The organism is Gordonia sp. 135 (assembly GCF_009720185.1).
GTDB classification, from domain to species: Bacteria; Actinomycetota; Actinomycetes; order Mycobacteriales; family Mycobacteriaceae; genus Gordonia; species Gordonia alkanivorans.
On record NZ_CP046257.1, the window covers coordinates 3,347,670 to 3,371,265 of the forward strand.

A 23,596-nucleotide genomic window follows, 5' to 3' on the forward strand; every position below is an offset into this window, starting at 1 on the left:
GCGTCGAGGGTCGGACTCAGCCGGCGCCGACCGTCGGGTCCAGTGCCTGCTCCAGCAGGCTGCGGCGATACGCCTCCAGCGCCACGAGATCGCCGAAGACGGCGTTGTAGCCGTCCGGGTCGTCGCTCGGGGCCATCCGGCGTAGACGGGACTTGATGTCGGCGATCTGCGAACCGACCCACACCTCCTGCAACCGGGCGAGGACGCTGGTGATGTAGCGCGCGATGTTCTCCTCATCGACGGGCATCGACTCGACGGCGAGCTCGGTGACCAGCGGGTCGATGACCGGATCGTCGACGGCGTTGCGGACGGAGTCGACCCAGGCGGCCCCACCCAGACCCGACGACGTGCCGCCGATACTGATCATCGCTTGCCGCACAATGGCATACGCGGGTTCGTCGAAGCATTCGACGGGCAGCGAGTCGAAGACGGTGCCGGCGATCGCCGGGTACTGCAGCGCAGCCTTGAGGGCTTCACGCTGCGGCCACAGCCGCGGGTCGTTCGGCTGGGGGCGTGCGGACGTCGGCGCCGCCTCCGCCTCCGGCCGGTTGCGTGCCGGAGCACCGCGCCGGCCACTGCGCCCGGAATCCCCGCCGCCTTTTGCCTTCCGGATCTTCGCGCCCTCTTCGCGCACGCGACCGAGAACCTGGCTGACTTCCTCCCAGCCGACCCAGCCGGCGAGCTGTCGGGCGTACTCGTCGCGCAGCGCGATGTCCTTGATGCGGGCAACGACGGGGACCGTGTCACGCAGGGCATGCACGCGACCCTCGGCGGTGTCCAGGTCGTGTTCGGTGAGCAGTGTCTTGATCGCGAACTCGAACATCGGCACCCGGCGAGCGATGAGGTCGCGGACCGCGGTGTCGCCCCGGGCCTGACGGAGTTCACACGGGTCCATGCCGTCGGGCGCGATGGCCACGAACGTCTGGCCGGAGATGGACTGCTCCCCCTCGAAAGCCTTGAGGGCCGCGGCCTTTCCGGCGTCGTCGCCGTCGAAGGTGTAGATCACCTCACCGCGGAAGTACGAGTCGTCCATCATCAGGCGACGGATCAGCGCGAGATGGTCTTCACCGAAGGCCGTGCCACACGAGGCGACGGCGGTGGTGACGCCGGCGAGATGCATGGCCATGACGTCGGTGTAACCCTCGACCACGACGACCTGATGCCCCTTGGCGATACTCTTCTTCGCGTGGTCGAGCCCGAACAACACCTGAGACTTCTTGTACAGCATGGTCTCCGGCGTGTTCATGTACTTTCCGAGGTTGTCGTCGTCGTAGAGCTTGCGGGCACCGAAGCCGATGATGTCGCCGCCGAGATTGCGGATGGGCCAGAGGAGTCGACGGTGGAATCGGTCGATGGGGCCCTTGCGGCCCTGCTTGGACAGGCCGGCCGCCTCGAGCTCACTGAACTCGAAACCCTGCGACAGCAGGGCCTTGGTCATCGTGTCCCAGCCGGCGGGCGCGTATCCGCAGCCGAACTGGACGGCGGCCGCGGCGTCGAAGTCGCGCTCGGACAGGTAGTCCCGCGCCGCCTGCGCCTCCGGGGTCTGCAAGGCGGCCTGGTAGAACTTCGCAGCAGCGGCGTTGGCGGCGACGAGTCGGGCGCGCGTGCCACGGTCCCGCTTGATCGCGGTGCCGCCACCCTCGTAGTTGATCTGGTAGCCGAGCCGGTCGGCGAGCTGCTCCACGGCCTCGACGAAGCTGACGTGCTCCTGCTTCTGCAGGAAGCTGTAGACGTCGCCGCCCTCACCGCAGCCGAAGCAGTGGAAGTGACCGTGGTTGGGACGGACGTGGAACGACGGCGACTTCTCGTCGTGGAACGGGCACAGTCCCTTGAGGCTGTCGGCGCCGGCGCGGCGCAGTGCGACGTAGTCGCCGACGATGTCCTCGATCCTCGTCTGCTCACGGATCGCCGTGATGTCACGATCGGGGATTCGGCCTGCCACGGGTCCAGTGTAGTGACCTCCCGACGCGGGGATGACCGGGCGCTTCACACACGCCGACAGCACCCGGCCGACCGACCTCACCCCAGGTGCGCCTGAGCCCCGGAGTTCTGCTTGTCGGTGCGTTCCAGGCGGCCCTCGGTCATCGACGCGATCTGGTCGACGATCACCCGCATCCGGGCGGCGTCGTCGGTTGCGGCGTTCCACCAGGGCACGAAGATCGGGTCGAGTCCGCCGGGAGCGGCTTCGGCGAACCAGTTCGCGACGCGGTGGATGCGTTCCCGCTGACGCTGCTGGGTCGACTTGTGGCGTTCGTTGGAGAAGATGAACCGCAGCGCCATGGTCTTGAGCATCGGGACCTCGGCGGCGATGAGCGGCGGCACCTCGAGGTCGGCGTCGTAGCGCGACACCGGCCGGTCCCCGACCACCGCACGGGTGCCGGTGATGGCCGCCGACGCGAACCGCCCGATGAGCTCACTGGTCAGTCGCTTGAGGGCGACGTAGGAGTCGAGCGTGCCGTCGAAGACGCCGACCGCCCGCACGATGTCCATCTCGTAGAGTCGCTGGGCCGCGTCGACGAGTGCCTCCGGGTCGAGGCCCGGGAATTCCTTGGCGCCGATCTCGGCCATCTCCCGACGGTCCTGCGGGTCGCCGAGGCTGCGGAGGTCGATACGACCGCCGATGACGCCGTCCTCGAGGTCGTGCACGGAGTACGCGACGTCGTCGGACCAGTCCATGATCTGCGCCTCGATGCACTTCCGGCCCCCCGGGGCGTCCCGGCGAACCCAGTCCAGCGTCGCGGCATCGTCGTCGTAGGCGCCGAACTTTCCGCCGGGACTACGCCGCGTCCACGGGTACTTCAGCGTCGCGTCGAGCGACGCGCGCGTCAGATTGAGGCCCGCACTGACGCCGTCGGCGTCGAGCAGCTTCGGTTCCAGCCGCGTGAGGATGCGGAGGTTCTGCGCGTTGCCTTCGAAGCCGCCACAGTCGACGGCCACCTCGTCGAGCGCCCGTTCCCCGTTGTGCCCGTACGGCGGATGCCCGATGTCGTGGGCGAGGCCGGCGAGTTCGACGAGGTCGGGTTCGGCACCCAGGCCGATGGCGATGCCCCGCCCGATCTGACCCACCTCGAGAGAATGAGTCAGCCGGGTACGCGGGGTGTCGCCTTCGCGTGGTCCGACGACCTGTGTCTTGTCGGCCAGCCGACGCAACGCGGCAGAGTGCAGCACGCGCGCACGGTCGCGCGCGAAATCGCTGCGATGATCCGTTCGGGTGCCCGGAAGACTCGCGACCTTGGCACCCTCGGGGACATAACGTTCGACGGCCTCGTCGCCGTAGGCGGCCACGGCCGGGAGGACATGGCCGGCAGCGCCGGAACCGGATTGGGTGCTAGTCAAGCACCCAGCCCCGGCCGACCGCGAAATCGGTGACCCGCTGGCGGATGGCCACGATCTGGCGTGCGGTGAGGTCGTCGTCGGCGTCGAGGAGCAACTCGGTCAGCTCCTCGGTGAAGGCGCCTGCATCGAGCGAACCGCGGCCGCCGCGCGGGCGTCGGCTGCCGCGGTCGTCACGATCGTCACGACGGTGGCCCCGATCGCCGCGATCCCCACGACCGTGGTGCTCGTCGCGACGATGCGCACGCGCACCTGCCGAATCGTCGGCCGGAGCCGCCTCGGTCACGGCGACGTTGATCGCCTTGGAACCGCGATCGGTCTCCTCGATGTCGAACGACACCTTGGCACCCGGCTTCAGCGAGCTCTCGTCGATGTCGATGTCGTTGATGTGGAGGAACACATCGGCACCGCCCGACTCCGGCGCCAAGAACCCGAATCCCCGATTTGCGTCGTAATGAACGACTTTCCCGCTGACAGACACGACTCCACTCACTCTCTCGTCGCGCACATGACGGCCCCATGCCCTCCTCCGCGCGACAACTCGCCATCAAGTGTGACAGACATCAGCAGGTCAGGCGGAATCGTGACCGTTCCGCCACACCCGGTACCCGGGTGTGGCGGCGGGCGATCAGGCGCCGAGCAGCTTGCCGCCGAGATATTCGGCGACCTTGTCGAGGGCCACGCGCTCCTGGCTCATGGTGTCGCGCTCACGCACGGTCACGGCCTGGTCGTCGAGGGTGTCGAAGTCGACGGTCACGCAGAACGGCGTGCCGATCTCGTCCTGACGGCGGTAACGCTTGCCGATTCCCTGCGCGTCGTCGAACTCGACGTTCCAGTGCTTGCGCAGTTCGGCGGCGAGATCGCGCGCCTTCGGCGACAGCTTCTCGTTGCGCGACAGCGGCAGGACCGCGACCTTGATCGGGGCGAGGCGACGGTCGAGGCGCAGCACCGTTCGGGTGTCGGTGCCGCCCTTGGCGTTCGGCACCTCCTCCTCGGTGTAGGCGTCGCACAGGAACGCCATCAGCGAACGGGTCAGACCGGCTGCCGGCTCGATGACGTACGGCGTGTAGCGCTCGCCGGTGGCCTGGTCGAAGAACGACAGGTCCTCACCGGAGTGCTTGCTGTGGGTCGAGAGGTCGTAGTCGGTGCGGTTCGCGACGCCTTCGAGCTCGCCCCACGGGTTGCCGGCGAAACCGAACTTGTACTCGACGTCGACGGTCCGCTTGGAGTAGTGCGACAGCTTCTCCTTGGGGTGGTCGTAGAGTCGCAGGTTCTCCGGATCGATACCCAGGTTCGTGTACCAGTTGAAGCGCTGATCGATCCAGTACTGGTGCCACTCTTCGTCTTCGCCCGGCTTGACGAAGAACTCCATCTCCATCTGCTCGAACTCGCGCGTGCGGAAGATGAAGTTGCCCGGCGTGATCTCGTTGCGGAAACTCTTGCCGATCTGCGCGATGCCGAACGGCGGCTTCTTGCGCGCGGTGGTCATCACGTTCTTGAAGTTCACGAAGATGCCCTGCGCGGTCTCCGGACGGAGGTAATGCAGCCCCTCTTCGTCGTCGACGGGGCCGAGGAAGGTCTTCATCAGACCGCTGAACGCCTTGGGCTCGGTCCAGTTGCCGGGCTGGCCGGTCTCCGGGTCGTTGATGTCGGCCAGGCCGTTCTCCGGCGGGTGGCCGTGCTTGGCCTCGTAGGCCTCGATCAGGTGATCGGCGCGGTAGCGCTTGTGGGTGTGCAGCGACTCGACGAGCGGATCGGTGAACACCTCGACGTGGCCCGACGCCTCCCAGACCTGGCGCGGCAGGATGACCGACGAGTCGAGACCGACGACGTCCTCACGGCTGATGACCATGTTCCGCCACCACTGCCGCTTGATGTTGTCCTTGAGTTCGACGCCGAGCGGGCCGTAATCCCAGGCCGACTTGGTGCCGCCGTAGATCTCACCGCACTGGTAGACCAGACCCCTGCGCTTGGCGAGGTTGACGACGGATTCCACTTTGGACTGGGCGGCCACGGTTAACTGCTCTCCACGGGTTGAGGTATTCGGCTTTTGAACTGTCCTGCTCGTGCGCGGTGCGACCGGGTGGGGTCAGGCGCGCGCACGGCAACCCTTACAGACTACCGAGCACATGCTCTGTTCCCGAATGCAGTGGTGTTTACGCCTCCTCGGAGAACACTTCGATCCGTGGTCGTAGACGTCGATGTCGACGGCGTCGATCAACCGCCGGAATCGGGTCGGCTCAGCAACCGGACGACCGACGGCGCCGCGGCCGCATTTATCTGATTTGTAAACTATTCACCGTGCGAACAAAGTCTGCATGCTGCCCACCGGGTCCACGACCCGGACGATCCGTGCTGCGCGCGGATCTCGGACCGGTTTTCGGCGCGCGACGCTCCACTCGGACGATCGGGCGAAGTGAGATACTGGGCCGATGACTTCGCGGCCGACCGGCAACCTGCCGGTGGAACTGACCAGCTTTGTCGGTCGGCGTGACGATCTGACCCGAGCGAGGAAGCTCCTCGGAACCACACGCCTGTTGACGCTCACCGGCGTCGGCGGAGTCGGCAAGTCGCGTCTTGGAGTGGCAGTCGCAGCGAGCGTGCGCCGCGATTTCCCGGACGGCGTCTGGGTCGTCGAGCTGGCCGACCTCCGCCACAGCGGCCTGCTGACCCAGACCATCTGCGGAATGTTCGGGCTTCGCACCGATTCCGCCGACGCCTTCGGGCTCCTCGCCGAGCACCTGCGGACTAAGAGACTCCTGCTGGTCCTCGACAACTGTGAGCACCTCATCGACGCCTGCTCCGGCCTGGTTCGTCGGATTCTGTCTGCCGCACCGTCCGTCAAGATTCTGGCGACGAGTCGGCACGTGTTGGGAGTCGAAGGCGCACAACTCTTTCCGGTGAGTCCGCTGACCGTCGAATCGTCCGGCGGGCTGGGCGAGGCCATGTTGCTCTTCGAGGAACGCGCCTCCGCCGCCCAGCCCGATTTCCGGATCACGAACGACAACCGTGCCGCCATCGAGGACATCTGCCGCCAGCTCGAGGGACTGCCGCTGGCCATCGAACTCGCGGCGGCGAACATCAGGATCTTCGGTCCCGCCGAGATCGCCGCGCGACTCGGCGACAGCACGCTGCTGACGTCGGCCGAACCGGGTCGCACGCCGCGGCACCGCACCGTGGAATCCATTGCCGACTGGAGCTATCAGCTGTGCTCCGAGCGAGAACGCCAGGTGTGGGAACAGCTTTCCGTTTTCGTCGGCGGCTTCACCGCGGAAACCGCCGACGGAGTCTGCCTGCGCTCCGGCTCCGGCTCCGGGGTGCTTCGCGAGTTGATCGGGTTGCTCGACAAATCCATGATCGTTCGAGTCGACGACCATGCCACACGAGAACGCTACCGGCTGCTCGGGCCGATGCGCCAGTACGCGCTCGACAAGCTGGAGTCCTCCGGCGATGCGCCCGCGATCAGGGTCCGGCATCGCGACTACTTCCTGCGCCTGGCCGAACGGTCGTACACCGATTACTGCAGCCCGGACGACATCGAGTGGTTCCGCAGCACCCGCGCCGAACACGCGAATCTCCGGGAGGCCCTGAGCTTCAGCCTCAGCGAGACAGCCGAAGCCGCGACGGCCGCCGCGATGGTGCGCGCACTTCGTCCCTACTGGTCGCAGTCGGGCACGCTACTCGAGGGCTTCCAGTGGACCTGCCGGACGATCGAGGAGGTCGTGGAGCCCGCCGAGCCGCGGGCCGAGGCGCTCGTCGTAGGGAGCGTCCTGGGCTTCCTGGTCGGCGAAGTCGAGCTGGCGGAGTCCTACCTTCACGAGCATCACGACCTGACTGAAAGTCTCGGGATAGGCCGGTTCGCCGGCATCGCGTGTTTCGCGGCCGCTCTGGGGGCGTCGCTGCGTCACGACAATGTCCGGGCTTTCGAGCTCGCCGAGCGGGCGGTCGAACCGGGTGGGGGCCGGGCGGATGACGGCGTGGTCGCCGACTGCATGCCGCTGTCGGCGCTTTACGCGCTCATCCTCGAGGACGACGAGGCCGAGCAGTACGCCATCCGGGGCCTGGAGTTCGCCGATCGCCACGGTGCGCATCTGGTCAAAGCACTCGCACTGGGGCCGCTGGGAATTCTCCGCTGGCATCAGGGCGACATCGTCGCCGCAGAATCGTTCATGCTCACGGCGATCGAGTTGTACGAGGCATTCGATTATCCCGGCATGGTCGCGGTCTGCATCGAGGTGATCGGTTGCTGCGCGGCCGAGGACGAGCCCGAACGTGCGGCCACGCTGCTTGGGGCGGCTCGCACGGTGTGGCACCGTCACAGCCAGATGAAGCTGGCGCAGGCAGCGCTCAGCACGGTCACGAGCACCATCGAGAACCGGTTACGCGGGGTCCTCGGTGACGAGACTTTCGAGTCTGCCGTCGCCCGAGGCCGGGCCCTGCCGCTCGATGACGCGGTGCGACTGGCCCGCAGAGCCGGTGCCGCTCCCGTGACCCGCTCGACGGCGTCGTCTCGGTCGGTCTTGACCCGCCGCGAGAACCAGGTCGCCGCATTGGTGGCGGAGGGTTTGACGAACAGGGAGATCGCCACCAAGCTCACGATCTCGCCCCGTACCGTCGATGCCCACGTCGACCACATCCTGACCAAGCTGGGTTTTCGGTCCCGAACCCAGATTGCCCGGTGGGTCAGCGCCGGCGTCGACGGTTGACTGCTGGGCCGTTTATCACTCGGCCACCGAGGAAAGATAGGCCAGGGCCTCGACCCCGGCCGGCGTCATCCGGTGCCGGCGTCCGCAGGCAGCGTCCGCAGTGTCGGTGACCAGTCCCAGTTCGACGAGCCGGCGCATCGTGCCGATGTCGGTGCCAATGGATTCCCGCCGGGCGGGCGGGGCCACCGCGCCGTTCGAGCCACACACCCGATCCGCCAACTCGTCGATGGCGACCCGCTCCAGTACGTCTAGCTGCGTTGCGTTCATTCCTGAGGCCTCCTTGTTGCCACCTACAAGCTTGGTCGCGGGAGACGCTCGTTTCCATTCGCAGAAGTACCTAAGTCACTACCTATGAGCTGGGTCACACGCGCTGCGCGCACGTGAATCACGACACATCGGTCCCACATCGTTCCATTGCGGAGCCGGCCACAGCGGTGGATCGTCGCCCGTGCGTCAGCAAGAACGGAAGTCCGGGATGCGCTTCTCGAAGAAGGCCCGAGCTCCCTCGCGTGATTCCTTCGAGCGGAACGAGTACGCCTGCCCCACCGCCTCGGACTCGATCGCGTCGGCGAAGGACCGTTCGAACGACGCGTTGAGTTGCTGCTTGATCACCGACAGCGCCCGGCGGGGACCGTCGGCCAGTCGCCTCGCCCAGTCGCCGACCACGGCGTCGACGTCGGCATTGGGAACGCAGCGGTTCACCAGCCCCATCTCCCTCGCTTCGGGCCCGGTCACACGAGAGGCGAGGAACATGATCTCCTTTGCGCGGCCGAGCCCGACGAGCCGGGGAACCGACCACGAGCCCCCGCCGTCGATCGACAGGCCGCGCTCGGCGAAGATCTCGCCGAAGACCGCGTCCTCACCGGCCACCACCAGATCCGCGCACAGAGCGAGGTTCGCGCCGTACCCGACTGCACCACCACGCACCTTCGCGATCACCGGGATCGGTAGGTCGTGGATCAGCGTGCACAGGTGACCGACCCGACGCATGAACGTCATCTCGTCGGGAAGGATCTTCTCGGCGAGATCCATACCGGAGCAGAACGCCGAACCGGCGCCCGTGATCACCAGCACGCGGCAGCGGTCATCGGCCCACACCTGTTCCAGGGCGACGATCGCCTCGTCAACCATGTCCTTGTTGAGACCGTTCTTGCGGTCCGGACGGTTCCAGGTCAAGGTGGCCACCCCGGCGTCATCGACCTCGAGCAGGACAGTGGGATCAGTCATCGGGCGGAATCCTCCAGCAGTAGAACGGCATATCGCGACCGGTGATCGGCGGGCGTGCCCATCAGGACTTCCAGCGCCTTGGCCCGCCGTAGGTACAGATGTGCGTCGTGTTCCCAGGTGAACCCGATGCCGCCGAGGATGTGCAGGCACTCGTCGGCGACGACCATCGCCGCGTCACCACATCGGGCTTTGGCCGCGCTCGCGGCGACCGACAGCTCTCGCGCGACTGCATCCGATGGTGCGGCGAGATAGGCGTCGGCAGCCGCGACCGCCACATCGAGGGCCGAACGCGCGAGTTCGGTGGCCATGAGCAGATCCACGAGCTGATGTTTGATCGCCTGGAACTGACCGATGGGACGGTCGAACTGCACGCGGTCCTTGGCCCACGCGACCGCCACCTGGAGACATTGCTGGGCGATGCCCACCTGTTCGGCGGCGATGAGCACAAGCGCCAGATCCGCCGCTGTCTCCAGGGAGACATTGTCGGCGACAAGGGTTCCCGGTGCATCGAGGAATTCCACGACAGCCATTCCCCGGGTGAGGTCGAGACCTGTCATCGCGGTTCGGGTGAGGCCGGGCGCCGCCGTGTCGACGGCCACGATCGCGTCGGTTCCGTCGATGGTGACCGGCACCAGCACAACGTCTGCGTCCGCACCGTCGAGGACGAACTCGGCGCGTCCGCTGACGATGACAGATTCACTGTCGGTGGCGCGACAAGCAGTCGCCGAGACACCGGCGGGTGGCATCGACGCCGGGTCCGGCCAGCAGACGGTCGCGGCCAGCCCGTCTTCGGAGAGCCGGACGGACATCGCGCGGGCCTGCGTGGTCCCGGCGACGCGGAGCAGCGTTCCGGCGATGCCGATGGATGACAGCGCCGGCACCACGGCCAGTGTGGCGCCGAGATTTTCGAGAACGACTGCCAGCTCCGCGACCCCTGCACCCGCGCCCCCGTCAGCCTCGGGGACGAGCAGTCCGCCGAGTCCCATCTGCTCGGTCAGGACCTTCCACAGTTGCCCGTCCCGTTGGGGTCGGCCGTGATCGTCGAGGAACTCGCGCGGCCCGGCCGAGGAGGCGTCGCGCACCGCCTCGGCCAGAGCCGCACGTTCCTGTGCATCGATTGCCATCGCGATCCCCTAGTCCGTTCGGGCTCGACGCGCGACCGGCGACGTCGCGTCGCGGGTCGGCAGCGCGATCGTCGCCGTTCCGGGCATGACATCGGCGCCGCGCTGGTTGCGTGCGAAGGTGCGCAGTTCCACCAGATGTTCGCCGTCCTGGCCCACCGACTTGCCGGTGACCTCGCCGCCGAGGGTGACCACGTCGGACAGGTAAACGAAGCCCCGGTACTCGGAACTGCAATCGCGCACCCAGCCGTCGTCACCGCACCAGTTGGTGAGCAGTTGCGTCTGCCAGCACTGCCGCTGGAAGCCGACGTCGTACTGGAAGGCCACGCCCATCGCATTGGCGGCCGCCTTGTTGTAGTGGACCGCGTAGATCGGCTCGCTGGATCCCATGACCTGGTCGCGGAACGACCACGCCGGGTGCGCCTGGTAGTCGACCAGTGCGGCGGCGTGCGCCTTGAGTCGCGGGATCGGGGTGCCGCCGCCGGCGATGAAGGCGACCTCGTCGGTCAGGCCGATCGGTCCCTTGGTGAGGGTCTGGATCGCGTCGCCGACCTGCACGTCCTCCCAGTAGCGCGGTTCAGCGCCGCGCGGCTGCTCGTCGAGAACCCGCTCCTCGACCTCGCGGATCTCCTCCTCCTGCCACGGATGCGGTAGGACCAGTTCCGGCCTGCCCGAGTCCTTCACTGCCGACTTCGAGCGCGACTTCGCCGAACCGCGCTCGAAATTAACCACCTGCCAGTCGATCTCGGCGACGAGCTCACCGTGCTGGTTGCGGTAGGTGTTGACGAAGTGATCGGTCACCATCCGGCCGGCGAACTTGCTCGGACGCGGGCCGGTGAAGCCATCGTATCGGCAGGTCGCGGTGATCGTGTCGCCCCAGTAGACCGGCTGGTGGAAACGTGCCTGGGTGGCGTTGTGGAAAGCGCCGAGTCCGGGCCAGCCGAACTGGATGCCGGAGAAGCACCCGATGACGAAGGACGGAGGCGCCACCGGCGCACCGTAATCGGATCGTTCGGCGTGCTCGGCGTCGGTCCACAACGGGTTGATGTCACCGATCCCGCCGGCGAACTTGATCACCGCGATGCGGGTGGCTTCTTCGTTGTTGATCGAGTGGTCGATCCGGAGGTCGACACCCGCACGGGCTTCCATCGACGCGATCATCTCGTCGGTGATGACCGCCTCGGGCATCTTGGCCTCGGTGGTCTTGTCCACCGCATCAGACGTCGTCGACACCGCAGTTGTCGCCGGAGTTGTTTCGGTGGTGGTCATTTCGCAGCCGCCTTTTCCGGGTTGGCGGTCCAGGTGCTGCCGCCGCTGGGGATGCCGGCGTCGGCGACGGCTTTGGCCAGCGCGTCGAGAGTCCACCGACCGTCGGTCATGAGCTTCCACTCCGAATCCTTGGCCCACGGCTTGATCCGCTGCACGCGCGAACCGCCGACCAGGAAGACCTCGCCGGTGAGCGGGCACTCCGCCGCGAGCAGGTACCCGACGAAGGGTGACACGTTGGCCGGGTCGAAGCGATCGAACTCGCCTTCCTTGCCGGCCAGAGCGTCGCCGAATGCACCCTCGGTGAGCCGCGTCCGTGCCTGCGGCAGAATCGCATTCACCCGCACGCCGTAGCGTGCCAGTTCCTTGCTGGCGACCTGGGTGAGACTCGCGACCGCGGCCTTGGCAGCGGAGTAGTTGGTCTGCCCCGGGTTGCCGAAGACGCCCGATTCGCTGCTGGTGTTGACCACCGATCCGGCAACCTGCTCGCCGGCTTTGCTCCGCTCGCGCCAGAAGCGTGAGACCTCGCGGGTCATGAGGAAGGTACCGCGGAGGTTCACCCGCAGTACGAGATCCCAGTCATCGTCGTCGATGTTCACCAGCACGCGGTCCCGCAGGATTCCCGCGTTGTTCACCAGTCCGTCGACGCCGCCGAAGGTGTCGATCGCGGTGGCCACGATCCGGTTGGCGCCCGCCGAGTCGGCGACGTCGTCACCGTTGGCGACGGCGCGACCGCCCGCCGCGGCGATCTCGTCGACCACGTCCTGGGCCGGACCGGTTGCGGCGCCGCTGCCGTCCTGCGAACCACCGAGGTCGTTGACGACCACGTTGGCGCCCTCCGCCGCGAACAGCAGAGCATGCTCACGTCCGATGCCGCGGCCGGCGCCGGTGACGATGACTGTCTTTCCGTCGAGGTGTCCCATCGAATTTCCTTACTTGTGAGTCGTCGCCCGTATGCGGGGCGACGAAATCGGTTGCCGGCAACTAGGTTCGAGCCGGTTTGTCCTTGGGAAGACCGAGAAAGCGTTCGGCCACCGTATTGCGGTGGATCTCATCGGTACCGCCGCCGATGCGCATCCCCGGCACGCTGAGCACGAACTCCGACCAGGCATAGGTGCGCGGTACGCCGATGTCCGCGATCAGGCGCGGACCCAGCACGGTTGTCACGAGGTCGCTGAGCGCCTGCAGATTTGCCGTCAGCGCGAGCTTGCCGAGCGACATCTCCGGACCCGGAACGCCGTTGGCCTTGAGATTGGCGTCGGCTCGGCGGCGCATCGCCTTGGCGGAGGTGACGCCCGAGTAGACCCTGGCGAAGGCCTCGATCACCGCGGGGTCCTTGTGGCGACCGAGATCCCGAATCCAGGCCGCGAGGTCGTCCATCCGGAACAAGCCGCTGCCGCCGCTCGACGATCCCCCGATGGCGTTCCGTTCGTGCATGAGCATCGCGATGGCGACCGACCAGCCCTGTCCGACCTCGCCGAGACGGCACCAGTCGGGCAGCGTCACGTCGGTCAGGAACACCTCGTTGAAGTCGGCCGCACCGGTGATCTGACGCAGCGGTCGCACGTCGACGCCGGGGGTCCGCATGTCCACGACGAAGGCGGTCATGTTCTTGTGCCGTGGACCGTCGCTCGTGCAGGTGAGCGCGATCCCGATGTCGGAGTAGTGCGCCCCCGAAGTCCAGACCTTCTGCCCGTTGAGCGTCCACTCCCCGCTGCCCTCGTCCTGCACCGCCCTGGTGCGCACCGCAGCCAGATCTGACCCGGCGGCGAGCTCACTGAACAGCTGGCAGCCGATGATGTCGGCACGCCGTAACCCTGTGAGCCACTTAACCGTCGCCTCCGGAGAACCGAACTGCGCGAGGGTCGGGGCAACCATGCCCAGGCTCACCGACAGCGGCCCCTTCGAAGGGATCGGGAACTCGCGTTCGACGGCCGCGAAGGCCCTCTCGTAGGCACCCGACAGTCCGGAACCACCGAGGTCCGACGGACCGGTGATCCAGCCGAACCCTGCGTCGAACGCCGCTCGCTGATAGTCGACCGCCGCGGTCAACTCGGCGTCGGTCGAACCGGAGAACAGTGCATATCGCGACTTGGCCGCCGCGTCGGGTGTCGACCCGCCCTGCTTCCTGGTCACCGCCCCGAGGAATTGCCTTGCCTCACCGACGAACTCATCAATGGTCGGAGTCATGATCTCACCACCTTCACCGAAACCTCAGATTTACACTATCATCGAATAGTTTAGTTCTAGACTATATGGATGTGACGACACCACACCGACGCCCTCGGGCGGCGGACCGTAGTCCTCACAGGGAACGCAACAACCCCTGATATGCCTCCGTCGCGGCGTCGGCTTCCGGGCCGCGATCCCTGGCCTCACGGAGCGTGGTCAAGGCCGCCGCCGCGAGCGCCGCGAGCCGCTCGTAGTGCTGCTCGATCGCGGCGTACTCCCGCTGCTCGGGTTTCGGCGGCAGCTCGTCGTCGAGCCACCGCCGTGCCTCTCGCAACGCGACCTCGAGTCGATCTGTTCGCTGGGCGAGCTCGAATCCTGCGTTGTCCCAGTCGACCTGCGCCAGTACCGCGCGGATCTCGTCGAGACGTGCGCGCGCATGTTCGCCGCTGCACGAGGGGGCGGCCGTATCTTTCAGAACCGTACGGATGCCGGCGATGATCTCTGATGGTCGCGGTCTCATGACCGTCCTCCTGACCGATGTCCGGAACCGTCGAGCAGTCCGGTCTCGCGCAGCGCGATCAGCTCGATCCGGCGAGTGGGTCCGGCCGGACGGTCGGTCGCACCGTCGCAGAATGCCTTCACACCGGTCAGTGCGATGACGGCCAACCGGAGCGCGGTCATGACCTGCCAGAAGTGCAGCCGTTCGCGGTCCACCTCCAGCCCGGAGGTCTGCGACCACCGCTGTAGGAAATCGTCGAGTCCCCAGCGGTCGTCGACGAAGTGCTCGTTCCGGTAGACCGAGCACGTGTACCAGCCGAGGTCGTCGTGCGGGTCGCCCAGGTGGGCCAGTTCCCAGTCGAGGAGCCCACTGATGGCGCACCCGTGGATGAGGACGTTGGCGGGCCGGAAGTCGCCGTGGACCAGTCGAATCGGCGACGGAGCCGGCAGGTGTGCGCGCAGCCAGGCGATCGTCTCGCGGAGTGCCGGGTGTGGTCCGAGTTCGACGCCGTCGAGCTCGGCCTCCCACCGATCGAGTTCAGTGCGCCCGGGATCGTCGGGCGATTCCAGGATGCCGGGTATGCCCAGCGCTACCGGGTCCAGCCGGTGCACCCTACCCAACAGATCTGCCAGCGCTTCGGCGAGAGCGAGTCGTCCGGAAGATCCGAGCCGCAACGGATCACGGTCGCGCAGCACCGCGCGGTCGGCGCGGCCGACGAGACGGTCCACGACCATCGCCGGACGTCCCATCAGTGAGCCGTCGGGATCGAGCGCGTGGACGGCGGCGACGGGCAGCCCGGTGCCCGCCAGTCGGCGGAGCAGGTCGTACTCGACGTCGCGTTCGGTGTCGACGACTCCGCTCTGCGGCGCACGTCGCAGCAACAGCGGGCGACGGCGACCATCTGCGGCGATCGCCTCGAAGGCCCAGTTCTCCTGAGAACTGCCACCGCCGAGGCGGACCGGGTCGTCGGCGTCGGTGAACCCGGTGCCGTCGAGGAGTTCGAGCAGCCCCGGACGCAGTCCGGTCATCGCGAATCCGACCGTGATGCGCGCGGCGGAGGCAGTGCCTCCTCGTAGCGGCCGTACCCGGGCAGCACCATGTATTCGATGACGCCGTAACCGACGTCGTCGCCGTGACGCACCTCGACGAGGTGATCCGATCCCGCTTTCGCGTAACGGTAGAAGTTGTCGCGGTCGGTGAGGTCCCACTCGTCGTGCTCGGCGGTGAGTTCTCCGCGCCACTGACCCTGCCGCCAGCCGTTCCAGCCCTCATAGCCGCCGCCGCGCAGGTGAGCCCGCCCCTTGCACGCGGTGATCTCGAGCTCGGTGGTCTCGCCACCGAGCAGGGTCAGGACAACGCGTCCGCCGAGCAGGGTCGGCGCCGCGGCGTCTTCCGCCCACTTGAGGTCGTGCTCGACGGCGACGATCGGCGGTAGTTCCCGGTTGTCGCCGGGTGGGCGAATCGCACTCGCCGACAAATGAACCGGTTCCCCCGGACGCGACTCCTGCAGGTACATGTGCACGGCGAGGTCCGGCAGTTGCAGCGGTGCGAACATCAGCATCTTCCACTCCGGCCGCTCCCCCGGCGGTTGCCCTTCGGCACGAGGCAGCGGTCGGGTCCCCCAGGAGTGGTCGCGTTCGGCCCACCAGCGGTCGGGCGTCACCTCGATACGGCGGCCGTCGGGGGTGACGATCCAGCCGCGCGCCCGGCCGTGCTGGACGTAGCGGATGGCGTCGTAGGTCGCACGCGCGCGACTGATCTGGAAGAACCTTCCCTCGAGCATGGGCTCGAAGGTCGCCTCGAAGGTGATGTCGAAACGCAAGCCGGAATCATTGTCGTCCAGGGTGAACCGAAGTTGCGCAAGGGGTTCGACGATCTCGCAGGACAGGGGTCCGACGGTCATGCCGTGGCTGTCGGGCAGCAGGGTCCGGGACAGCCGTAGGTTGGTCTGCCGCTCGCCGCTGGAGAAGCAGGCGAACGCCTCCATGACATCCTGGTTCGGGTACCGCCCCAGCCCGAGGGTGAGGACCGTGTCGCCTGATTCGGTGTCCTGGAAGCTGACCCAGTAGCGCTCGCGCCACGACGGGTCACTGGTCGCCACCATGGCGTGGGTCAGTGCGGTTTGGTGGGTGAAGTACTCGTCAGCCGGGCTGAGGAACATCGGTCATCCTTCCAGGCCGGCGGCGATGAAGTCTGCCTTGATGGCCTTCTTGTTCAGCTTCTCCCCGGCGAGGGTGGGGAGCGGCGTGTCGTCGATCCGCCAGTGGGTGGGGACCTCGAAGTACGCGAGCGTGGTACGACAGTGCGCGACCAGGTCGTCGACGCTGACCGGCTCTGCGGCCCGGTGGGTCACCACCGCGGCCAGTTCCTCGCCGAGATCGTCGTGCGGCACACCGAAGACGGCGGCCTCGACGATCGAGGGATGTCCGAGGATCGCCTTCTCGATGTGGGCGCAGGCGATGTTCTCGCCGCCCCGGATGACGATGTCCTTGCTGCGGCCGTCGAGGTAGAGATAGCCGTCGGGATCGAGGTGACCGAGATCGCCGGTGTGCAGCCAACCCTCGGTGTCGACGGTGCCGTCGTCGAGACCGACGTAGCCGAGCATCACCGTGGGAGCACGCACGAGCACCTCCCCGATGCCCCGATCGTCGGGGGCGTCGATGCGGACCTCGACGACGGGGTACGGTCGGCCGACCGTACCGGGCCGTTCGGTGAGGTCGGCGTTGCCGGCGACCGTCATGAAGCCGCCGGTCTCGGTCATGCCCCAGGTGTTGGCCAGACCACGCCGCTTGAGCTGCGGCAGCTTGGTGGTCATCCGGTCCAGCAGAGCCGGGGGCAGCGGTGCGCCGCCGAGCGGGAACGAGCGCAGGCTCGACAGGTCGTGGGCGTCGAAGTCGGGATGCTCGAGAAGCCGGATGGCCATGGTCGGGACGCCGCCCCAGGTCTGCACCCGCTCGGCTTCGATGAGTCGGAGGATCTCACCGGCGTCGAACTTGCCGGCCGTCATGACCATTCGGCCGCCGATGAGGAGGTTGGTCAGGATGTTGGACACCCCGCCGATGTGGAACAGCGGGGTGCACACCAGAGCAACCTGCTGCGGTGTGTCCGGCGCGAGGTTGTGCGGCAGGCGACGGGAACGCACCAGCAGGTTCTGCTGGTTGGTGATCACCGACCGCGACGACAGCGCAACGGCTTTCGGGGCACCGGAGCTACCCGACGTGAACAGGATCAGGGCGGGGTCGTCGAGGTCGACACCGTCGGTGGGCTCGTGCGGCACCGGGTTCGTCCAGCAGGCGGTGAGGTCGGCGATGGATCGCACGACGATACCGACGTCGCCGAAGAGCTCAGGAGTGTCGGTGAGCACGAGGACCGGTGCGGACACCTCGATGGCATGCCGGGACTCATCGGCACTCCACCAGCGGTTGGCGTACACCGGCACCGCGCCGAGCCACCACACCGCGCAGGTGGCCAGCGCGAACTCCGGACGGTTGTAGCTGTGTAGCATCACCCGGTCGCCCCGCGAGACACCCAGGGCGGCAAGGTATGCGGCCGCCGCCGGGATCGCCGCGTGGAACGCGGTGTGACCGATTCGCATGTCACGCTGCACCAGGAAGTCGCGTTCATTCCACGGGCCGGCGGTACGCAGAAGGTCCACCAGAGAACCGGGAGCCTTCGCATAGATACGCCCCGGATGACCGGCGTAGGCAGCCTCGACGACCTCCTCGCCCCACACCAGGTCCCGAACGGTCTCGGCGCTCATGCTCCCTCACTCTCCCGCACCATTCCGGCGCTAACTCAATAGTAGATTACTAGAGTATTTATTACTAGATCTATTGGGCTCGGCGCGCCCGTTTCTGCCCGGAGTCAGGTTCCCGACCAGTTCCCGGGGCGCTTCTCCTTGAAGGAGTTCACCGCTTCGACGACGTCATCGCTGCGGTTCGACAACGCCTCGAGATAGAAGCCCGCGTCCAGCACCTGATCGGTCTGCTGGGACAGGACCCTGTTCAACGCCCGCTTGGTCAGCTGGGTGGCGATCGGCGGCAGACTCCCGACCTGACCGGCCAGTTCCAACGCCCGGGGACGCAGCTGCTCGTCGGACTCGACGAGGTCGGTGGCGAGGCCCAGCTCGACCGCCTCCGGTCCCGTGAGGGGCTCGCCCCAGAGCAGCTTCCGCTTCGCCCGGGCCAGGCCCGCACTCAGCGGCCATGTCACCGCTCCCCCGTCACCGGCCACCAGCCCCATGTGGACATGTGGGTCGGACAGCTTCGTCTTCGGCGCGACGACCACGGCGTCCGAGGTGAAGACCAGACTGGTCGCGACCCCGAAGCTGCTGCCCTGCACGGCCGTCACCAGCGGCTTCGGGAAGTCCGCGAAGGCGCGGAACAGCCGTCGCCCGTCGTCGACGCCGCGCAGCAGCACGTTCAGATCGGCGTATCCGGCCAGAATCGTCTCCATGTCGCCGCCGGCGGAGAAATGCCGTCCGGTCGAGGTCCACGCCACCGCGCGGACCTCGGTGTCACGGGCGAGGTCGGTCAGCACACCGGGCAACTCGTTGACCAGTTCGTCGTCGAAGGCGTTGAGGCGGTCGGGTCGGTCTAGACGCAGCTCGGCGACATGTCCGTGCCGCTCGACGGTGACTGTCCGGTAACTCATGACTCTCCTCGCGGGTGGTATGGCACGTCTCAGATTCGTTCGACGATGGTCGCGGTCGCCATGCCCCCGCCGGTGCACATCGTCACCAAACCTGTTGTGAGGTCGCGTCGTTCGAGCTCGTCGACGACGGTCTGGAGGAGCATCGCCCCGGTGGCCCCGATCGGGTGCCCCAGCGCGATGGCGCCACCGTTGACATTGACCCGGTCGGGGTCGATCGCCAGATCCCTGATGACCTTGAGAGGAACGGCGGCGAACGCCTCGTTGATCTCCCACAGGTCGATGTCGCCCACGCTCATCCCGGCCTGGCGGAGGCACTGCTTCGACGCCGGTCCTGGAGCAGTGAGCATGATGACGGGCTCGGCTCCGAGGACAGCACCGGTGACGATGCGGGCCCGCGGGGTCAGGCCGTGTGCCTTGGCGTAGTCGTCGGAGGCCACCACCACTGCCGCAGCACCGTCGACGACTCCGGAGGAGTTGCCGGCGTGGTGGACGTGCTGGATCTCGCCGACTTCCGGGTACACCTCGCGGCACATGTCGTCGAAGGAGCGGCTGCGGTCGTCGCGGGGTTTCGCACCCGAACGCGCGAACGAGGCCGGCAGCGACGCCAGCGACTCCGCGGTCGTGCCCGGACGGACATGCTCATCGGCGTCGAGCAGCACGGTGCCGGCGGCATCGGTCACGGGCACCAGACTCCGAGCGAAGCGGTTCTCCTTGATCGCGGTCGCCGCGAGTTCCTGGCTGCGCGCCGCGAAAGCGTCGACGTCGGCGCGGCTGAATCCCTCGAGCGTGGCGATGAGGTCCGCCGAGATCCCCTGCGGGACGAGCGGGTAGCGCTCGCGGAGAACCGGGTTGTTCGCATCGAGCGGCTGACCGTAGCTGTGCCGCGACATGGACTCGACGCCGCCGGCGACGGCAACGTTCTGCCACCCGGCGAGCACACCGGTGGCCGCAGCCATCACCGCCTGCTGCCCACCACCGCAGAACCGGTTGATCGTCACGCCCGGCACACTCACCGGCCAACCGGCGGTGAGGACCGCCGAGCGTGCGACGTCGTTGGCGTGGTCTCCGGCATGTTCGCCGTTGCCCATGATGACGTCGGCGACGTCATCGGCGTTCAGTCCTCGGTCGGTCAGTGCGCGGAGCAGCCCGCCGAGGAGCTCCTGGGGGTGCACGCCGTGCAACGCGCCCGACGGCTTGCCCTTACCGCGCGGCGTGCGGACGCCATCGATGATCCATGCTTCGGTCATGGGTTCTCCTCACAATCGGGGAAGCCGGCAATCGTGTTGCCAGCTTTCAGTTTTCGGGGATCAGGGGTCACAGGGGCGCCAGCGCGGGACTGACCGAGCCGACGCGGAGGGCGGCACCGAGTTCACGGTGCAGATCGACACTTCCACCGAGGAGCGGTTCGAGCGTGAGAGCTCGACGCAGGTAGCGATGGAAATCGTGTTCCCATGTGAAACCCATGCCGCCGAGGAGCTGCTGACAGACCTTGCGTGCGGTGGCGGAGGCACGCGTGCCGGCCGCCTTGGCCAGTGCCGCCGACGCCTCGCCGCGGTCTTCCCACGCCGCGTCGGCGGCCAGTTGTGCGACCTCGATCCAGAGGTGCACGTCGGCGAGTTGGTGTTTGACCGCTTGGAAGGAACCGAGCGCCTGACCGAACTGCTGCCGCGACGTGACGTGTTCCACCGTCATGTCGAGCATCGCGCGGCTTGCTCCGAGCAGCTCGTAGGTCAGGGCACGCCGGCCCGCCGCCACCATGAGCGGCCACGCCTGCGATGGGGTGTGCCCACTCGGCGAAAGTTGCTCGGTCACAGTGAATGTCCCGGTGAGGCGGGTCCAGCCGGCGGTCGGGTCGAGGGGATCGCCCGTCGGCAGCTCTGGTGTCTCGCACACCGCGAACACGATGTCGCCGTCGGACGCCGCAGGCACCAGGATGGGCCCGTCTCCGGCGGAGAGCACACCATCCACCACGACACGTTCACCGTCGTATCGGCCCGGCACGACGGACGAGCTGATGCGCGGCAGCACGATCCGGGTCGTGGTCGGGGAGTCGACACCTCCGGCACAGAGCATCACCGGGGTCAGCAGACTTCCGTGGGCCAGCGACCGGCCCCAGATCGGTAGCAAGGTAGCTACCGCGATGTCCTCCTGATCGGCGAGCAGTTCGTCCCAGCCGAACTCGGTGACCGCTTCGCGTGCTGCGGCGGGGTCGGCATCGACCGTCTGCAGCAGCGCTTCTCGGATCTGGCTGATGTCGTCGTCGTCCATGGAATCTCCAACCTCAACGGGGCAAGCCCAGTAGGCGTTCGGCAATGATGTTGCGCTGGATCTCGGCCGCGCCTCCGTAGATCGACGACGCCCGGCTGTAGAGATAGTCGTTGCGCCAGATGGCCCCATCGACCTCGATGTCCGGACTCTCGCCCGCTGGACCGCCGAAGACGATGTCCTCGGTCTTTCCGGCCAGCGCGATGTCGAAGAGGTATCTCTCGGCCGTCGACATGGCCAGCTTGTCCAGCGACGTCGTAGATCCCACCGGTTCGCCGGCCGACAGCCGGCGCACGGTGCGTCGCGACAGGAGTCTCAGTGCGGCGAGCAGTTCCAGCGATTCGCCGAGAACGGCGTCGTCGACGTTCGCCGACGGATCGGTGGCGAGGGCGTCGAGTCGGGAGCGTAACCAGATCTGGCGCTGCCAGGCCGCGGCACCCCGCTCGCCGGCGAGCACGTGCATGGCGACGGCCCAGCCGCAGTCGACCTTCCCGAGCACCCGCTCGTCGGGGATGAAGACGTTGTCGAAGAACAGTGAACAGAACTCGTCGTCACCGTTCATACTCCGCAACTGGCTCACCGTGATTCCCGGCGTGTCCATGTCCAGCAGGAACGCCGAGATGCCCCGGTGGCCCGAGTCCAGGGAGCCGGTCCGTGCCAACAGCAGACAGCGGTCGGCGAGCTGTGCCCAGCTCGTCCAGATCTTCTCGCCCGACACCCGCCAGCCGCCATCGGCCCGGACGGCCTTGAGGCGTAACGACGCGAGGTCGCTTCCCGCTCCGGGCTCCGAGAAGCCCTGGCACCACGTCTCTTCTCCGCGCAGCAATCGCGGGAGGACCGTCGCCGCCAGCTCGGTGGATGCGAACTCGGCGACGGCGGGTCCGAGCACCTCCTGGGTGGCGAAGGAGAACGGCGGCGGGTAGCCCGCGGCTGCGAGCTCCTCGCTGATGATGGCGCGCAGGATCGGCCGGCCACCGAGACCACCGGCCGACTCAAGCCAGCCCAGGCGGATCCAGCCCGCGTCGTACAGCATCCGCTGCAGTCGGCCGAGCCGTTCGAAGACCTCGGTGAGCTCGCCGCCGGTTTCGCGGAACTCCGCCAGGGATTCCCGGTTGTCGTCGAGCCAGGAACGGAAGCCGGTACGGGCCTCGTCGACGGTGTTCGGGACCGTCAGCAACTCTGCGGTGGTCATGGTGCAGCAACCTCGTTCTCGGTGAGGATTCCCCCGGCGAGACCCCCGGCATCCCAGTCCGCCAACACTTGTTCGGTGTCCTCGCCGGGCAGGCGGGGCGCGGACGGTGTCGCGGCAGGCGTCCGCGAGAATCGCGGTGCCGGGGCAGGTTGGCGAACCCCGCCGACATCGATGAATCCCGTTCGTGCAACGGCATGTTCACCGTCGGGCGCCTCTCCCGGCGCGAGTACCGGAGACACGCAGGCGTCGAGGTCGGCGAAGATCTCGGTCCATTCCCGGCGGGTGCGCGTCGCGAATGCGGCAGCGAACCGAGAGCGCAGCTCCGGCCAGCCGTCGCGGTCCATCTGGCCCGGCAAGCCCGGATCGTCGTCGAGATCCAGCCCCGTGAGCAGTTGCTGATAGAAGCGACGCTCCAGGGCGCCGACCGCCATGTAGCGGCCGTCCGCGGTCAGGTAGGTGTCGTAGAACGGGGCACCTCCGTCGAGGAGATTGGTACCCCGCTCGTCGGACCAGTGGCCGTCCGCCCGCACCCCGTGGACGAACGAGGTGAGCAACGCCGCGCCGTCGACCATCGCCGCATCCACCACCTGTCCCCGACCGGAAGTCGACCGCTCGTGGAGTGCGGCGAGAATGCCGACCGCCAAGAGCATTCCGCCACCGCCGAAGTCGCCGATGAGATTGAGCGGGGGCAGCGGCCGTTCACCGGCTCGCCCGATCGGCTCGAGCGCCCCGGCGACCGCGATGTAGTTGATGTCATGGCCGGCACGAGCAGACAGCGGGCCCTCCTGGCCGTAACCGGTCATCCGGGCGAAGATCAGACCGGGATTGACGACGGCGAGATCGTCGGGCCCGAGTCCCAGGCGTTCCATCACGCCCGGACGGAAACCCTCCACCAGGACATCGGCGTTCGCGGCCAGGCGACGCACGGTCGCGACACCTGCCGGGTTCTTGAGGTCGGCGACGACTGAGCGGCGCGACCGCACCAGCGGATCGTTGGGCCGCCGCGGGGTGCGGCCGGGTTTGGCCGGCCGGTCCACAGTGACCACGTCGGCACCCAGATCGGCCAGCATCATGCAGGCGAACGGAGCTGGTGCCGCACTGGCGATCTCGAGCACCCGTACACCGGTGAGCGGTCCGGACATCAGCGCTCCTTCTCGGCTTC

Annotated in this window: 20 protein-coding genes; 1 reads left to right on the forward strand and 19 read right to left on the reverse strand. The window is 67.5% G+C overall.

Features of this window, described 5'->3' with window-relative positions:
• Positions 1-16: 16 nt before the first annotated feature.
• The 4 genes from dnaG to GKZ92_RS15165 form a co-directional block, all read right to left on the reverse strand.
• Positions 17-1,942 (reverse strand): DNA primase, encoded by a 1,926-nt coding sequence (gene dnaG / locus GKZ92_RS15150; protein WP_075862993.1) that lies wholly within the window; start codon positions 1,940-1,942, stop codon positions 17-19.
• A gap of 77 nt (positions 1,943-2,019) precedes the next feature.
• The gene (locus GKZ92_RS15155; RefSeq protein WP_006356758.1) at positions 2,020-3,336 is read right to left on the reverse strand and encodes a deoxyguanosinetriphosphate triphosphohydrolase; all 1,317 of its coding nucleotides are present in this window, start codon (positions 3,334-3,336) and stop codon (positions 2,020-2,022) included.
• On the reverse strand, positions 3,329-3,814 hold the full coding sequence (locus tag GKZ92_RS15160) for a cold-shock protein (protein ID WP_040003886.1): 486 nt from the start codon (positions 3,812-3,814) through the stop codon (positions 3,329-3,331). Before GKZ92_RS15160 ends, GKZ92_RS15155 begins: the two co-directional genes overlap by 8 nt.
• 147 nt (positions 3,815-3,961) lie before the next feature.
• Entirely contained in the window at positions 3,962-5,347 is a 1,386-nt protein-coding gene (locus GKZ92_RS15165; RefSeq protein WP_006356756.1) for a glycine--tRNA ligase, read from the reverse strand.
• Between the two features lie 418 nt (positions 5,348-5,765).
• Between GKZ92_RS15165 and GKZ92_RS15170 the strand changes: the two genes are divergently transcribed.
• The gene (locus GKZ92_RS15170; protein ID WP_155225396.1) at positions 5,766-8,039 is read left to right on the forward strand and encodes an ATP-binding protein; all 2,274 of its coding nucleotides are present in this window, start codon (positions 5,766-5,768) and stop codon (positions 8,037-8,039) included.
• Between the two features lie 15 nt (positions 8,040-8,054).
• Here GKZ92_RS15170 and GKZ92_RS15175 read toward each other — a convergent pair whose 3' ends face one another.
• The 15 genes from GKZ92_RS15175 to GKZ92_RS15245 all read right to left on the reverse strand — a co-directional run bounded on the left by GKZ92_RS15175 (position 8,055) and on the right by GKZ92_RS15245 (position 23,576).
• Positions 8,055-8,306, reverse strand: coding sequence for a hypothetical protein (locus GKZ92_RS15175; RefSeq protein WP_006356754.1), 252 nt, complete (start codon positions 8,304-8,306; stop codon positions 8,055-8,057).
• 186 nt (positions 8,307-8,492) lie between these two features.
• A complete protein-coding gene (locus GKZ92_RS15180; RefSeq protein ID WP_006356753.1) occupies positions 8,493-9,266 on the reverse strand; it encodes an enoyl-CoA hydratase/isomerase family protein in 774 nt (257 codons plus the stop codon).
• Positions 9,263-10,390 carry an acyl-CoA dehydrogenase family protein gene (locus GKZ92_RS15185; RefSeq protein ID WP_006356752.1) on the reverse strand — a complete coding sequence of 376 codons (1,128 nt, stop codon included), beginning with the start codon at positions 10,388-10,390 and terminating at the stop codon, positions 9,263-9,265. Before GKZ92_RS15185 ends, GKZ92_RS15180 begins: the two co-directional genes overlap by 4 nt.
• Before the next feature lie 9 nt (positions 10,391-10,399).
• The gene (locus GKZ92_RS15190) at positions 10,400-11,656 is read right to left on the reverse strand and encodes an FAS1-like dehydratase domain-containing protein (protein ID WP_006356751.1); all 1,257 of its coding nucleotides are present in this window, start codon (positions 11,654-11,656) and stop codon (positions 10,400-10,402) included.
• Complete coding sequence (locus GKZ92_RS15195; protein ID WP_006356750.1) at positions 11,653-12,576, reverse strand: SDR family oxidoreductase; 924 nt, start codon at positions 12,574-12,576, stop codon at positions 11,653-11,655. The genes GKZ92_RS15190 and GKZ92_RS15195 overlap by 4 nt, the downstream gene beginning before the upstream one ends.
• Positions 12,577-12,637: 61 nt before the next feature.
• A complete protein-coding gene (locus GKZ92_RS15200) occupies positions 12,638-13,843 on the reverse strand; it encodes an acyl-CoA dehydrogenase family protein (RefSeq protein WP_006356749.1) in 1,206 nt (401 codons plus the stop codon).
• A 115-nt stretch (positions 13,844-13,958) separates the two neighbouring features.
• Positions 13,959-14,345, reverse strand: a complete 387-nt coding sequence (locus tag GKZ92_RS15205) for a hypothetical protein (protein ID WP_006356748.1) — start codon at positions 14,343-14,345, stop codon at positions 13,959-13,961.
• The gene (locus tag GKZ92_RS15210; RefSeq protein ID WP_006356747.1) at positions 14,342-15,352 is read right to left on the reverse strand and encodes a phosphotransferase family protein; all 1,011 of its coding nucleotides are present in this window, start codon (positions 15,350-15,352) and stop codon (positions 14,342-14,344) included. Before GKZ92_RS15210 ends, GKZ92_RS15205 begins: the two co-directional genes overlap by 4 nt.
• A complete protein-coding gene (locus GKZ92_RS15215; RefSeq protein ID WP_155225397.1) occupies positions 15,349-16,485 on the reverse strand; it encodes a hypothetical protein in 1,137 nt (378 codons plus the stop codon). The genes GKZ92_RS15210 and GKZ92_RS15215 overlap by 4 nt, the downstream gene beginning before the upstream one ends.
• A 3-nt stretch (positions 16,486-16,488) precedes the next feature.
• Entirely contained in the window at positions 16,489-18,084 is a 1,596-nt protein-coding gene (locus GKZ92_RS15220) for a class I adenylate-forming enzyme family protein (RefSeq protein WP_006356745.1), read from the reverse strand.
• 104 nt (positions 18,085-18,188) lie between these two features.
• Entirely contained in the window at positions 18,189-18,977 is a 789-nt protein-coding gene (locus GKZ92_RS15225) for an enoyl-CoA hydratase/isomerase family protein (RefSeq protein ID WP_006356744.1), read from the reverse strand.
• 29 nt (positions 18,978-19,006) lie between these two features.
• Positions 19,007-20,224 (reverse strand): acetyl-CoA C-acetyltransferase, encoded by a 1,218-nt coding sequence (locus GKZ92_RS15230; RefSeq protein WP_006356743.1) that lies wholly within the window; start codon positions 20,222-20,224, stop codon positions 19,007-19,009.
• Between the two features lie 67 nt (positions 20,225-20,291).
• Positions 20,292-21,245 (reverse strand): acyl-CoA dehydrogenase family protein, encoded by a 954-nt coding sequence (locus GKZ92_RS15235; protein WP_006356742.1) that lies wholly within the window; start codon positions 21,243-21,245, stop codon positions 20,292-20,294.
• Between the two features lie 13 nt (positions 21,246-21,258).
• Complete coding sequence (locus GKZ92_RS15240) at positions 21,259-22,434, reverse strand: acyl-CoA dehydrogenase family protein (protein WP_155225398.1); 1,176 nt, start codon at positions 22,432-22,434, stop codon at positions 21,259-21,261.
• A complete protein-coding gene (locus GKZ92_RS15245; RefSeq protein ID WP_006356740.1) occupies positions 22,431-23,576 on the reverse strand; it encodes a CaiB/BaiF CoA transferase family protein in 1,146 nt (381 codons plus the stop codon). The genes GKZ92_RS15240 and GKZ92_RS15245 overlap by 4 nt, the downstream gene beginning before the upstream one ends.
• Between the last annotated feature and the right edge of the window lie 20 nt (positions 23,577-23,596).

Excerpts from the sequence above, each read along its gene's own strand:
- GKZ92_RS15170 (WP_155225396.1), top strand. The coding sequence starts at position 5,766 with ATGACTTCGCGGCCGACCGGCAACCTGCCGGTGGAACTGACCAGCTTT.
- GKZ92_RS15175 (WP_006356754.1), bottom strand. The coding sequence starts at position 8,306 with ATGAACGCAACGCAGCTAGACGTACTGGAGCGGGTCGCCATCGACGAG.
- GKZ92_RS15180 (WP_006356753.1), bottom strand. The coding sequence starts at position 9,266 with ATGACTGATCCCACTGTCCTGCTCGAGGTCGATGACGCCGGGGTGGCC.
- GKZ92_RS15185 (WP_006356752.1), bottom strand. The coding sequence starts at position 10,390 with ATGGCAATCGATGCACAGGAACGTGCGGCTCTGGCCGAGGCGGTGCGC.
- GKZ92_RS15190 (WP_006356751.1), bottom strand. The coding sequence starts at position 11,656 with ATGACCACCACCGAAACAACTCCGGCGACAACTGCGGTGTCGACGACG.
- GKZ92_RS15195 (WP_006356750.1), bottom strand. The coding sequence starts at position 12,576 with ATGGGACACCTCGACGGAAAGACAGTCATCGTCACCGGCGCCGGCCGC.
- GKZ92_RS15200 (WP_006356749.1), bottom strand. The coding sequence starts at position 13,843 with ATGACTCCGACCATTGATGAGTTCGTCGGTGAGGCAAGGCAATTCCTC.
- GKZ92_RS15205 (WP_006356748.1), bottom strand. The coding sequence starts at position 14,345 with ATGAGACCGCGACCATCAGAGATCATCGCCGGCATCCGTACGGTTCTG.
- GKZ92_RS15210 (WP_006356747.1), bottom strand. The coding sequence starts at position 15,352 with ATGACCGGACTGCGTCCGGGGCTGCTCGAACTCCTCGACGGCACCGGG.
- GKZ92_RS15215 (WP_155225397.1), bottom strand. The coding sequence starts at position 16,485 with ATGTTCCTCAGCCCGGCTGACGAGTACTTCACCCACCAAACCGCACTG.
- GKZ92_RS15220 (WP_006356745.1), bottom strand. The coding sequence starts at position 18,084 with ATGAGCGCCGAGACCGTTCGGGACCTGGTGTGGGGCGAGGAGGTCGTC.
- GKZ92_RS15225 (WP_006356744.1), bottom strand. The coding sequence starts at position 18,977 with ATGAGTTACCGGACAGTCACCGTCGAGCGGCACGGACATGTCGCCGAG.
- GKZ92_RS15230 (WP_006356743.1), bottom strand. The coding sequence starts at position 20,224 with ATGACCGAAGCATGGATCATCGATGGCGTCCGCACGCCGCGCGGTAAG.
- GKZ92_RS15235 (WP_006356742.1), bottom strand. The coding sequence starts at position 21,245 with ATGGACGACGACGACATCAGCCAGATCCGAGAAGCGCTGCTGCAGACG.
- GKZ92_RS15240 (WP_155225398.1), bottom strand. The coding sequence starts at position 22,434 with ATGACCACCGCAGAGTTGCTGACGGTCCCGAACACCGTCGACGAGGCC.
- GKZ92_RS15245 (WP_006356740.1), bottom strand. The coding sequence starts at position 23,576 with ATGTCCGGACCGCTCACCGGTGTACGGGTGCTCGAGATCGCCAGTGCG.